The organism is Ralstonia mojiangensis (assembly GCF_023955645.1).
GTDB classification, from domain to species: domain Bacteria; phylum Pseudomonadota; class Gammaproteobacteria; order Burkholderiales; family Burkholderiaceae; genus Ralstonia; species Ralstonia mojiangensis.
Window position 1 is genome coordinate 316292 of the sequence record NZ_JAMXHU010000002.1, and the last position, 12296, is coordinate 328587.

A 12296-nucleotide genomic window follows, 5' to 3' on the forward strand; every position below is an offset into this window, starting at 1 on the left:
CCGGTGAACATGGCGGCGCAACGCGGCTGGCACAGTGGAGGGTTCCGCAACCGCCATGCTCCGTCACGCCATGCACCGATGCCACGCCCTCCGCCTTGCTCGTGAGTTCTCCCGGAGGATTCCGCGATGAGCCTCGCTGTACTGCGTTCGCGCGCGCTCTCGGGGATCGATGCGCCAGCCGTCTCGGTGGAGGTCCATCTGGCGAATGGCCTGCCATCGTTCACCATCGTCGGCCTGCCCGACACCGAGGTGAAGGAGAGCAAGGACCGCGTACGCGCGGCGATCCAAAACAGCCGCTTCGAGTTTCCGGCGCGGCGCATCACCGTCAACCTCGCGCCCGCGGATCTCCCAAAAGAATCTGGCCGGTTCGATCTTGCAATCGCGCTGGGGATCCTCGCTGCAAGCCGGCAGATTCCGCACACGCATCTGGATGCGCATGAGTTTGCGGGTGAGCTGTCGCTGTCCGGCGATCTGCGGCCGATTCGCGGTGCGCTGGCGATGGCGTATGCGCTATCGCGCAACCCCGTCCTCGCCGATGGCGACACACCGCTTGCCCGCGCCTTCGTGCTGCCCGCCGAGAACGCCGCTGAAGCCGCACTCGTGAGCGGCACAAAAGTCCTCCCGGCACGCACGCTCATCGAGGTGTGCGACCACCTGAGCGCGCCGGACCGCAAGCTCGCACCCGCGCTGCCCGCACCGGTCGACGCGGATATCCGCTATCCCGACTTGGCCGACGTGCGCGGCCAGCCGCAGGCGCGGCGGGCGCTGGAAGTGGCCGCCGCCGGCGGTCACTCCATGCTGATGATCGGACCGCCCGGCACCGGCAAATCAATGCTCGCACAACGGTTTCCCGGCTTGCTGCCGGACATGAGCGATGACGAAGCGCTTTCCGCCGCCGCCGTGATGAGCCTGACCACGCGCGGCTTCGACGCGCGGCGCTGGAAGGTCCGGCCGTTCCGCTCGCCACACCACACGGCGTCGGCTGTGGCGATGGTGGGCGGGGGCAATACGCCAAGGCCGGGCGAAATCTCGCTGGCGCATCAGGGCGTGTTATTCCTCGACGAACTTCCAGAGTTCGAGCGCCGCGTGCTCGAAGTCCTGCGCGAGCCACTGGAAACCGGCCACATCACCATCTCACGCGCCGCGCATCAGACAGACTTTCCTGCCAGCTTCCAACTGATTGCCGCAATGAACCCGTGTCCGTGCGGCTATCGCGGGCATCCGTTGCGGGCGTGCCGCTGCACGCCAGATCAAGTGGAGCGATACCAGGCGCGCATTTCGGGGCCGCTGCTTGATCGCATCGATGTGCAGATCGAAGTGCCGACACCCTCGCAGGAAGAGTTGCTCGACGGGCCGCCTGGCGAACCGACGCTCAACGTGGCCGAGCGGGTTTCTGCCGCACACGCGCGACAACTCGCGCGGCAAGGCAAACGCAACGCCTTGCTGGGCGGCCATGAAATCGATCTGCATTGCAGCCGCACCGATGCAGCCGATGGCTTGCTGCGCCACGCGATGACGCGCTTTTCGTGGTCTGCCCGCGCCTATGCACGCGTGCTCAAGCTCGCCCGCACGATTGCCGACCTGTCCGGCGATGAGCAAATCGATGCTGCGCATGTGGGCGAGGCAATTCAGTATCGGCGCGGAGTGAAGGCGGATTAAGCATGCCGCAGAGCGGATCAGCTCGCATCGGCACGCTGTCCGTCGATCAGCTTCCCTAACAGCTTTGCCAGCTGCTGCTGCTCCGTCTGCGTCAAGACGGACAGCACGGCGCGCTGGTTTGCCACATGCGCCCCGACAACCTCGTCGATGAGCGCAAACCCCGCCTTGGTGAGCGCGACGAGTGTGCCGCGACCGTCCTCAGGGTTCGGGCGACGCTCAACCCAGCCGGCCTGCTGCAGGCGATCGATACGGTTGGTCATGCCGCCCGAGGACATCATCGCTGCGTCGTACAGAGCGGTGGGCGTAAGCGCATATGGCGCGCCGCTGCGACGCAAGGTGGCCAGCACGTCGAACTCCCCGGGCTGCAAGCCGTACTCCGCAAACAGCGGATTCAGCCGTTCACGCGCGATGACGAGCGCTGCCTCGCCCAGACGCCCGAGCAGCATCATCGAGCTGACGTCCAGGTCGGGGCGTTCGCTATTCCATTGTTCGACGGCTTGGGCAGCGCGGTCCATTCTCCCTTCCTCCAGCGGTGGTTATCTTGACGTCGAGATAACTCGTTTTTATCTTGACGCCAAGATAGTGCGATACGGATTCGGCGGATGCAAGCGGGCTGTCGCAACGCGGCACCTCCCGTGCGTCTTCGAGATGGCACTGAACCCATTTGCTGGAGCGCAAGATGAGTCCAACCTCGATCAATGCAGATGAAGCTTCCTGGCTTGACCTGTTCCGCGGCGCCAACGCGCTGCGCGTGCTGGTGCTGGCCGCCGGCGTGGCATTGCACGCCATCAATCTGTACCTGACCACGACCATCCTGCCGAGCGTGGTCGACGACATCGGCGGCGTGGCTTTTTATGCGTGGAACACGACGCTGTTTATCGTCGCGTCGATCACGGGGGCGGCGGTAGCGGCGCAGGTGATCCAGCATGTTGGGCCGCGCGGTGCTTACCTGCTGGGGGCTGCAGTGTTCGGCGGCGGCTCGGCGTTGTGCGCGCTCGCGCCGACGATGCCGGTGCTGCTGATGGGGCGCGTGCTTCAGGGGCTCGGCGGCGGCGTGCTGCTGTCGGCGCCGTATGTGCTGATGCGCAGCGTGCTGCCGGAGCCGCTATGGCCGCGCGCGCTGGCGCTGCTCTCTGGCATGTGGGGGATTGCCACGCTGCTGGGGCCCGCGGTAGGCGGCGTGTTTGCGCAATATGCGACGTGGCGGCTGGCATTCTGGTCTTTGGTGGCGCTGATCGGCCTGGCGGCTGCGGCGGCCGTGGTGGTGCTCAAACCCGCGTCCGCGCAAACCGAGCAACCGACGCCCGTGCCGGGGCGACAGCTTGTGCTGCTGGCGGTCGCGGTGGTCGCAGCATCGTGGAGCAGCGTCAGCGCTACGCCGTGGCTCGGCGCCCTCGGGATGATCGCCGCAGCGGCCACGATGCTGGCCATCCGCCACGTCGAGATGCGCTCATCGCGCCGCATCCTGCCGGCCGATGCATACACGGGTCGCACGGCGCACGCCGCACTGTATGGCGTATCTGCGTTGCTAGCAGTGACGGTCACCTGCACGGAGATCTTCGTGCCGCTCTTCCTCCAGCGGCTGCATGGGCAAAGCCCATTGATTGCCGGCTACATCGCGGCGACGGCCTCGGCGGGGTGGACACTCGGTGCCATCCTGAGCGCCACGCTGCAAGAATCGTCCGCCACGCGGGTGATCCGCGCGGCGCCATGGGCGTGCGCACTGGGCCTGCTGGTGCTGGCGATGCTGGTACCGATGGGCGCGGGCGATACGTGGATGACCGGACTGATCATCGTCGCACTGACGCTGGTGGGGCTGGGCGTGGGCGTGGCGTGGCCGCATCTGGCCAATCGCATCATGACGGCGGTGCCGGCCGAAGACCACGACCGCGCATCGGCATCGATCGTGACGGTGCAGCTGGTGGCGACTGCGCTGGGGGCGGCGCTGGGTGGCGTCGTGCTCAACACGCTGGGCGCGGCCGGTCCGGAGCCCGATCTGGAGGTGGCGTCGCGCTGGCTGTTCCTGCTGTTTGCGGCTGCGCCGGTGGGCGCGCTGCTGATTGCGCGCGCGGGGCTCGGCACGCATCCTGCCCCGCTGGCGCGATAAGGCTCAGTTGGTCTGCCGCTTCACGAAGAACAGCGCTGCGCCAATGCTCATCAGCATGCCGCCGAAGAAGCGGCTCTGCCAGCGCAGCGCACGCGGATTGCGGAACAGTCGCTGCGCCCGCGAGGCCAGCAGCGCATAACCGTGCATGACGATCAGGTCGACGAACACCATCGTCGCCGCCAGGATGCCGAGTTGCGAAAGCAGCGGCTTGGCCGGATCGATGAACTGCGGCAGCACGGCCACCATGAACAGAATGCCTTTCGGGTTCGTCAGATTGGTCAGCAGCCCCACCAGGAAGCGGCGGTGCGCGCCACTGCCAGACACCCGAGGCGCTACATTTGTGGGCTCGCCCTCAGCCGGCTTGGCGATCTGAATGGGTGTGCGCCATTGCACGATGCCCAGGTAAATCAGGTACATCGCGCCGATGATCTTGATGGCCGTAAATGCGTGCTCCGACGCGATCAGCAACGCGCCGAGCCCGGCACCCGCAATGAACAGGATCACGACAATGCCCAGTTCCAGTCCTGCAATCGTGACCGACGTGCGGCGCACGCCATGCGTCAGGCCGTGGCTCATGCACAGGATGGCGCCCGACCCCGGCGAGATGGCGATCACCCAGGCGGCCAGAAAGAAGGCCAGCCAGACTTGCAACGTCATGATGGTTCCCCGTGATGTGGTGAGTTGTGTTGCGGTAAAGCGGAAGACGACGATTGTGCACCGGCTGCGGCGAGTTCGCTCGGGCGTGCTCAGGGTCTAGTACGGATGGAAGCTGGAGAGGAATTGGTCGACCTGCTCCTGCTGGCGGGCATCGCGTGCGGCATCGCCCGATTCCAGCACGACGGCCTGGTATGCGCGCTTGCCCGTGGCGACCACGCGCGCGGTCAGCCGGCGCGGCGCGGGATCGTCCCCGCCCGCCCCCTGGGCAATCAACTCCACCGCCGGCAATGACAAAGGCGGCTGTGCGGCGGTCTGCACGGCGATGTCGCGCTCGGTTACGCGGCCCTTCAAGTTGGCGGACAAGCCATTGCGCAGCGCCTCCACCGCGCGCTGCCGCCAGACTGGATCATCCGCGGGCAGTTCCACCACGCCGATGGCGAACAGCGTGCCGTCGATGTTGGCGGCCTGCATCGTCATCGGCATGCGTTGGCCGTTGATGGCGATAGGCCGGGCTTCTGCGGTTGGCTTGGCGGGGTAATCCACGGCGTAGGCGCCATCGTTGGAATGGACCGTGCGCCAGTCGTACTTGGGCGAGCAGGCCATCAACAGCACACACGCCGCCGCGCCCAACCCGATCCGCCACCCTGCCGTTGTTGTGACTGCCACGTCGCCTCCTGTAGGTTTTCTGTCCGTTTCCGAGCCGCCTATTATCGGACAGAGACGCCCACCCTCTGCCTGCCAAGGACCGCGCCATGCCAATCCCGTCCGTCACCTTGCGCACCCTTCGCGCCGACATCACCACGCTGGACTGCGATGCCATCGTCAACGCGGCGAACAGCTCGCTGCTCGGCGGAGGCGGCGTGGACGGCGCGATCCACCGTGCGGCCGGGCCGGAACTGCTGGAGGCGTGCCGCGCCCTCCATGGCTGCCGCACTGGTGAGGCCAAGCTCACGCCCGGTTTTCGATTGCCGGCCCGCTACATCATCCACACCGTCGGGCCGATCTGGCGCGGCGGCCGGCAAGACGAGGCGGAATTGCTGGCCGCGTGCTACCGCAACAGCCTGGAACTGGCGCGCAAGCACGAGGTGCGCACCATTGCGTTCCCATGCATCAGCACCGGCGTGTACGGCTTCCCGCCGCAATTGGCAGCACCGATTGCCGTACGTGCCGCGCGAGAACACGGCGCCAGCCTGGACACGATCACCTTTTGCTGCTTTTCCTCCACGGACCTGGCCTTGTACGAAGCCGCCCTCGCCAATGGAAAGTGACGCGAAAATCGCTCTTTGGACGGATTGTCGCGGTTGACATGCGGCGCTGGCACGGCGGGCCTACAATAGATGTTTGATTCCCTTCCAGATCCGTTGCCGACATGGCCTCGACCCTGACTTCCTCCGCAGCCCCTGCTACCGCCATGTCTGGCGGGCGCCGCTGGCTGCTCCCTGTGATCGTGCTGGTGCTGGCTGTGGCCGGTTGGTTCGGCTGGCGTGCGTTCTCGCCGTCGCAGAAGGTGCCCGCTGCCACCTTCACGCTGCTGGATGGGCAAAAGCTCTCGACGCAAGACCTGAAGGGCAAGGTCTATCTCGTCAACTTCTGGGCCACGAGCTGCACCACGTGCATCAAGGAAATGCCCAACATGATCCAGACGTACAACAAGTACAAGGGCGAAGGACTGGAATACGTGGCCGTGGCGATGAGCTACGACGCGCCGATGTACGTGATGAACTTCAGCCAGACGCGCCAGTTGCCGTTCAAGGTCGCAATGGACGCCGACGGCTCCGCCGCCAAGGCCTTCGGCGACGTGCAACTCACGCCGACCACGTTCCTGGTCGACCGCGACGGCCGCGTCCTCAAGCGCTACGTGGGCGAACCGGAATGGTCGTCGTTCGACGCGCTGCTCAAGCAGACGCTGGGCAAGCAGGCCTAAGCGGTCCGCCCTCCCCGCTGTTCAAACGAAACGCCCGGTCAACGCCGGGCGTTTTTGTTTCCGGACAACGCGCGTTCCACACTAGATTCACGCGGGCCTGCTGCAATGGCGGTCCGTCAACCAGGGTTCGATGGAGTGCACATGGCCAATCACTACTGCATGTTCAAAGGCAAGCTGAAATTCGGCGTGCCCTATCTGGAAGGCTACAACGGCAATCCGCATTACGCGATCGTGGCGGAAGCGCCGGATGGTTCGGAGTTCGTGGTGCTCGCCAACGTGAAATCCGACTCGAGCATGCCGGGAGCCGGTGCTGCCGGTTATCACGTGCTGTATCAATGGACGACGGATCTGCAGTTGCCGATCACCGCCGACCTAGCTGCGCTGGCCCCGGGGCTGCACGAGGACGGCTTCCCGCGCCTCGACTACGTGCGAGACGCCGGGCTGGTCGACTTTCCGAACATGCGGCCGATCGCGCTGGATACCGAGACCGAGCACAACGACATCAACGCGCTCGTCGACGACATGCTGATGCTGGACCGCACCGCCACGCCGATCGACTACGTCTACCACGGCAGTTCTGGCGACGACGACCGCAAAGGCTGGCCGCCGCGCACCGACGTAACGGTCTACGGCTTCGGCTTCCTGTTCGAGCCGCAGCACAACGGCCTGCACGAAACCCACATGAACCAGGGCAACCCGGTCGTGCATACACCGGGGGTGAAGGACCATTCGCGCGAGAACGGCACGCAGCAGGACGGTGCTGTCATCGTGGAAATCGACGGCAAGTTTCAGGCATTGCTGATCGCATTCCAAACCCAGCGGATACCGACGGACGACCGTGGATATCCGGTGGCGGATGCCCATCCGATTCTGGGTTGAGCGCAAAAAGAAAACGCCCGGTTGATGCCGGGCGTTGTTGCGTGCGGGCGTGCCAAGTCAAAGGCCGTATCGCTTGATCTTGTCATACAGCGTCGCACGGCCAACCTGCAGAATATCCGCCGCCTGGTGCACCGAGCCGCCCGTGCGTGCCAGCGTTTCAGCAATGACCGTGCGCTCGTAGCGTTCGACGCGCTCCTTGAGCGGCATGCCGTCCTCCGATGCATCCGGCACGACGGGCGTGCGGCCGACGCCAAGCACAAGACGATCGGCCGCATTGCGCAGTTCGCGCACGTTGCCGGGCCAGTTTGATTGCATCAGCTCGTGGCGCTGACGCTCGGCCAACATCGGCAGCGGGCGCTGATAACGCACGGCGGCTTCGAGCAGGAAATGTTCGAACAGCGGGATGATGTCTTCGCGGCGTTCGCGCAGCGGGGGCAAATCGATGACGACGACGTTTAGCCGGTAATACAGATCGCGCCGGAAACCGCCCGCCTCAATCAGCGCTTCCATATCGCCCTTGGCGGCCGCAACGATGCGCACGTCGATGCGCACCGACGCATTCGAGCCCAGCCGCTCCAGCGCCCCCTCCTGCAGCACACGCAGCAGCTTGACCTGCAGCGCGATCGGCATGCTCTCGATCTCGTCGAGGAACAGCGTGCCGCCCGAGGCATGCTCGAGCTTGCCGATGCGCCGCTTGCCCGCACCGGTGAAGGCTCCAGCTTCGTGGCCGAACATCTCGCTCTCGAAAATCTGTTCGGGCACGGCCCCGCAGTTCAGCGCGATGAACGGCTTGTCGTGACGCGGCGAGAGCGTGTGAAGACTGCGCGCGACCAGCTCCTTGCCCGTGCCGGTCTCGCCGTTGATGAGCACCGGCGCATCGGTGGTCGCGACGTTCTCGATCAGCGCGCGCACAGCGCCCATCGCAGGCGAGCGCCCGATGATGCGCGTGCCTGCCGCCGGGCCGGCCAGTTCACGGCGCAGTGCGCGGTTTTCCAGCTCCAGCGCGCGACGCTCGACGGCACGGCGCACGGTTTCGGTCAGGCGTTCGGCGGGAAACGGTTTCTCGATGAAATCGAACGCGCCTTCGCGCATCGCCTGCACGGCCATGGTGATGTCGCCGTGGCCGGTGACGAGCACCACGGGAATCCCCGTGCCAAACGACTGACAGTGCGCGAGCACGTCCAGACCGCTTGCGCCCGGCAAGCGCAGGTCGCTGACGACCACGCCGGGGAAATTCGCGTCGATCTTGCCGACGGCTTCCTCGGCGCTGCCGAACGCCTGCACGTTGAAGCCGGCCAGCTCCAGGCTCTGCGCGGTGGCCTGGCGCACAGGCGGGTCGTCTTCGATGAAGAGAACGTTCAAGCCTTCGGACATGGTTCGTGTCTGTGTAGAAAACGGATCAGATGGACGCCGCGGAGGTGACGTCGGCGCGTACCAACGTCAGCGTAAATTGCGCACCGCCACCCGGCATGTTGGCAGCCGACAGCGACCCGCCAAAATCGCGCGCGATGCTGGTGGAGATTGCCAGCCCAAGGCCGAGCCCCTGGCCGATCTCCTTGGTGGTGAAGAACGGCTCGAACAGGTGCGGCATGGCGTCGAGCGGAATGCCTGGGCCGTTGTCGCGCACGGCGATGGTCAGTAGGTTCGATTGCGCCGGCACACCCTCGGGGGGCCCGATGCTGATGTCGATGCGTCCGGCGCGGGCGGGTTCATTGGTGTTGATCGCATCGAGCGCGTTGCCAATCAGATTGATCAGCACTTGCTCCAGCTTCAGTTCATCCGCACGAACGACGGCATCTGCTTCGGGGATGTGCCAGTGCAGTTCAAGTGCCACGTCGCCCAGGCGCGGACGCAGTAGCGCGAGCGTGTGATCGAGCGCCACGCGCACCTGCACATCCACCACCTTGCGCCGTGAGCGGCCTGCGAACAGCTTGAGCTGCGCCGTGATCTTGCCCATGCGTTCGGTCAGGTCGGCAATCGCCTGCAGGTTGTCAGTGGCGGCGCCATGCTGGCCGCGTTCGAGCAGGATGCGCGTGTTGTCGGAAAACGTGCGCAGCGCGGCCAGCGGCTGGTTGAGTTCGTGCGTGATGCCGGCGGCCATCTGGCCCAGCGCCGCGAGCTTGCTGGCCTGCACGAGTTCATCCTGCGTTGCACGCAACTCGGCCTCGGCGCGCGTGCGATCGACGATCTCGTGTTGCAGTTGTTCGTTGGTGGCCATCAGATCGGCCGTGCGGTCTTCAACGCGGCGTTCGAGCTGGTCATACGCGGCTTCGAGCAGGCGACGGCTGCGCAGCATCTCCATCATGCGCAGGCGGCGCTGACGCCAATAGAAAAGCAGCAGGCACGCAAACGCAAAGGCAAACGCCGCCGCCACGGTGGCGCTGCGGGCCGCGCTCATCACCGGATCCACCGGTGTGAGGTACATCAGCGTCCAGTCAGGCTCGACGAGGTCACGCGAAACCTGCAGATAGCGCGTGGCGTTCGTCCGCTCGCCAACGCGAATCAGTTCTGCACCTTCCGGCAACCGTCCGGTCAATCGCAGAAAGGCCGGCGCCTCAGGCTGCAGCGGCAGTGGCGTGATCTGCTTGCGGTAATACTGGCGCGTCGCTTCCAACTGCGCCTGCAGCTTGGATGTGAGCGGCTCCACCGTGCGGTACTGCCACGCGGGCACGGACGACAGGAAAATCACACCGTTCTCATCCGCCACCATCACCGGCTCCGACGCGTCGTGGCTGGCGCGGCCGAACCATTCGAGGTTCAGCTTGACGACCGTCACGCCGATCACGCGACCTTCCTGCATAACCGGCTGCGAGATGTAATAGCCGGGCTCTTCGCGGGTGATGCCAATGCCGTAAAAGCGCCCGACATGCCCTTCCGCTGCCTGCTGGAAATACGGCCGGAACAGGTATTCAGCGCCGACGAAGCTGTCAGGCTGGTTGTAATTGGATGCGGCCAGAGCCTTGCCGCTGGGGGCAATCACATAGGTGGCTGTGGCGTGAGCGCGATCGTTGACTTCGCGCAGATAGCGGTTCGCGCGGTCGACGTTGGCAGGTGTCGGATTGGCGAGCAGATCGTGAATGAACGGATGCAGCGCCACCAGCGCCGGCAGGTATTCGTAGCGGTCGAGCGTGCTCTTGAGGTTGGCGGCATAACGGTCGACCCGGCCGCCGGCGGCCTGCTGGGCCTGCGTGAGCCCTCGGTTCCACGCCACCACAAATGTGGTCGCGCACACCACGGCCATCACCACCACGAGCCCGAGCGCCACCAGCCACCAGAAGCCGCGTCGCGAGCCGGAGGCGCTGGTCAAGGAGAAATCGGGATCGGACATCGGCTGGAGGTCGGCGGCAGAGAGTGTTGCCGTGCCTTCCAACGCCGCGCCCGCAGTCGGCATGCCGCCGAGGTGCTTCACGAGGTGCATCCCAAAAAAGAAGCGGGGCCGTCTGGAAGGACAGGCCCCGCAATCATACGCTTTGCGCTTTCAAGCGCCGGCGCCCGCGGGCGCCAGCCAGATTCGATCGATCAAACTGCCGGGGAGGCCGGCACGCCCTCATCGCTACGGTCGCCCGACAGCACGCGAGCCAGCTTGGCGCGATCCAGTTCACGTTCCCAGGCCGAGATCACCACGCAGGCCACGCCGTTGCCCGTGATGTTGGTCAGGGCGCGGCATTCGCTCATGAAGCGGTCGATGCCGAGAATCAGCACCATGCCCGCCACCGGAATATCAGGCACCACGGCCAGCGTTGCGGCCAGCGTGATGAAGCCTGCGCCGGTGATGCCCGAAGCGCCCTTCGACGTCAGCATGGCGACGGCCAGGATGGTCAGTTGCTGCGTCCAGGTCAGCTCGATGTTCAGCGCCTGCGAGATGAAGATCACCGCCATCGTCATGTAGATGTTGGTGCCGTCCAGGTTGAACGAATAACCGGTCGGAACCACCAGGCCCACCACCGACTTCGAGCAGCCCAGCTTCTCCATCTTTTCCATCAGGTGCGGCAGCGCCGATTCCGACGAGCTCGTGCCCAGCACAATCAGCAACTCTTCCTTGATGTACGACACAAAGCGGAAGATGTTGAAGCCGACCAGCCGCGCGATGATGCCCAGCACCACCACCACGAAGATGATGGCCGTCAGGTAGAACGTACCGACCAGCTTGAGCAGCGGCACCAGCGAGATCACGCCGTACTTACCGATGGTGAAAGCCATGGCGCCAAAGGCACCGATCGGGGCCACGCGCGTGATGATGTGCACGATGCGGAAGAACACGTGCGAGATCTGGTCGATGAAATCCGTCACCACCTGTGCACGGTCACCGATGGCGGAGAGCGCGCCGCCAAACAGCAACGCGATCAGCAGGATCTGCAGGATGTCGCCCTTGGCGAAGGCGTCCACCACCGTGCTCGGGATGATGTTGAGCAGGAAGTCGACCGTGCTGGCCGAGTGCGCCTTGGCGGCGTACTGGGCAACAGCCTTGGCGTCGATGGTGTTCACATCAACGTTGAAGCCCGCGCCCGGGTTGAAGATGTGGCCTGCAGCCAGGCCGATCACCAGTGCGAAGGTCGAGACGATCTCGAAGTAGATCAGCGCCTTGCCGCCCACGCGGCCAACCTTCTTCATGTCGCGCATGCCGGCAATGCCGGAGACGACGGTACAGAAGATGATCGGCCCGATCACCATCTTGATCAGCTGGATGAAGCCATCGCCCAGCGGCTTCATCTTCACGGCGAGTTCGGGCGAGAAATGGCCCAGCAAAACGCCGATGACGATGGCCGCCAGCACCTGTACGTACAGGATTTTATAGAACGGTTTTTTCATGTCTTCCTCGAGTGTCACAGACCGGCCGTGCGCTCAGTTGCTCGCCCGGTCCGACCCGCCCTGGTGTGGTCTCTCTCCTGCCTCGATACGCCGATGTGTCCGGCGCTTCCCGCAGCAGGTCGCTCCTTATTGCAAGGGCTATGCCAACACAAATTTCGAGCACTGGCGGCCCGCCAGCCCTTGTTCCAGCGTGGTGTGACTACGATGGCACCCGCCCCACCCGTCGTCAATCCCGGAATCTGCTCACACATGGCGTCCAGA

Annotated in this window: 11 protein-coding genes; 5 read left to right on the forward strand and 6 right to left on the reverse strand. The window is 65.1% G+C overall.

All coding sequences use genetic code 11. The features are described from left to right. Positions 1-126 precede the first annotated feature (126 nt). Positions 127-1659: a YifB family Mg chelatase-like AAA ATPase gene (locus NG898_RS08240; RefSeq protein ID WP_252691874.1), complete on the forward strand. Its 1533-nt coding sequence runs from the start codon at positions 127-129 to the stop codon at positions 1657-1659. A gap of 17 nt (positions 1660-1676) precedes the next feature. On the opposite strand, the gene NG898_RS08245 is transcribed toward NG898_RS08240, so the two are convergent. Then, a complete protein-coding gene (locus NG898_RS08245; RefSeq protein WP_252691875.1) occupies positions 1677-2174 on the reverse strand; it encodes a MarR family winged helix-turn-helix transcriptional regulator in 498 nt (165 codons plus the stop codon). A gap of 164 nt (positions 2175-2338) precedes the next feature. Here NG898_RS08245 and NG898_RS08250 point away from each other — a divergent pair, with 164 nt between their 5' ends. Next, positions 2339-3766 (forward strand): MFS transporter, encoded by a 1428-nt coding sequence (locus tag NG898_RS08250; RefSeq protein ID WP_252691876.1) that lies wholly within the window; start codon positions 2339-2341, stop codon positions 3764-3766. Between the two features lie 3 nt (positions 3767-3769). On the opposite strand, the gene NG898_RS08255 is transcribed toward NG898_RS08250, so the two are convergent. Together NG898_RS08255 and NG898_RS08260 are read right to left on the reverse strand one after the other, a co-directional pair. Then, positions 3770-4423 (reverse strand): LysE family transporter, encoded by a 654-nt coding sequence (locus NG898_RS08255; RefSeq protein ID WP_092973509.1) that lies wholly within the window; start codon positions 4421-4423, stop codon positions 3770-3772. 96 nt (positions 4424-4519) lie between these two features. After that, entirely contained in the window at positions 4520-5089 is a 570-nt protein-coding gene (locus tag NG898_RS08260; RefSeq protein ID WP_252691877.1) for a hypothetical protein, read from the reverse strand. Positions 5090-5175: 86 nt separating this feature from the next. On the opposite strand from NG898_RS08260, the gene NG898_RS08265 reads away from it, so the two are divergent. The 3 genes from NG898_RS08265 (at position 5176) to NG898_RS08275 (ending at position 7226) form a co-directional block, all read left to right on the forward strand. Continuing rightward, a complete protein-coding gene (locus tag NG898_RS08265) occupies positions 5176-5691 on the forward strand; it encodes an O-acetyl-ADP-ribose deacetylase (RefSeq protein WP_252691878.1) in 516 nt (171 codons plus the stop codon). 101 nt (positions 5692-5792) lie between these two features. Further along, the gene (locus tag NG898_RS08270) at positions 5793-6347 is read left to right on the forward strand and encodes a TlpA disulfide reductase family protein (RefSeq protein WP_252691879.1); all 555 of its coding nucleotides are present in this window, start codon (positions 5793-5795) and stop codon (positions 6345-6347) included. Between the two features lie 141 nt (positions 6348-6488). Then, positions 6489-7226: a DUF2278 family protein gene (locus NG898_RS08275; RefSeq protein WP_252691880.1), complete on the forward strand. Its 738-nt coding sequence runs from the start codon at positions 6489-6491 to the stop codon at positions 7224-7226. 57 nt (positions 7227-7283) lie between these two features. On the opposite strand, the gene NG898_RS08280 is transcribed toward NG898_RS08275, so the two are convergent. The 3 genes from NG898_RS08280 to NG898_RS08290 form a co-directional block, all read right to left on the reverse strand. Next, positions 7284-8600, reverse strand: a complete 1317-nt coding sequence (locus tag NG898_RS08280) for a sigma-54-dependent transcriptional regulator (protein ID WP_092973519.1) — start codon at positions 8598-8600, stop codon at positions 7284-7286. 25 nt (positions 8601-8625) lie between these two features. After that, entirely contained in the window at positions 8626-10644 is a 2019-nt protein-coding gene (locus NG898_RS08285) for a sensor histidine kinase (RefSeq protein ID WP_252691881.1), read from the reverse strand. Positions 10645-10745: 101 nt separating this feature from the next. Beyond that, positions 10746-12035 carry a dicarboxylate/amino acid:cation symporter gene (locus NG898_RS08290; protein WP_252691882.1) on the reverse strand — a complete coding sequence of 430 codons (1290 nt, stop codon included), beginning with the start codon at positions 12033-12035 and terminating at the stop codon, positions 10746-10748. Positions 12036-12296 lie beyond the last annotated feature (261 nt).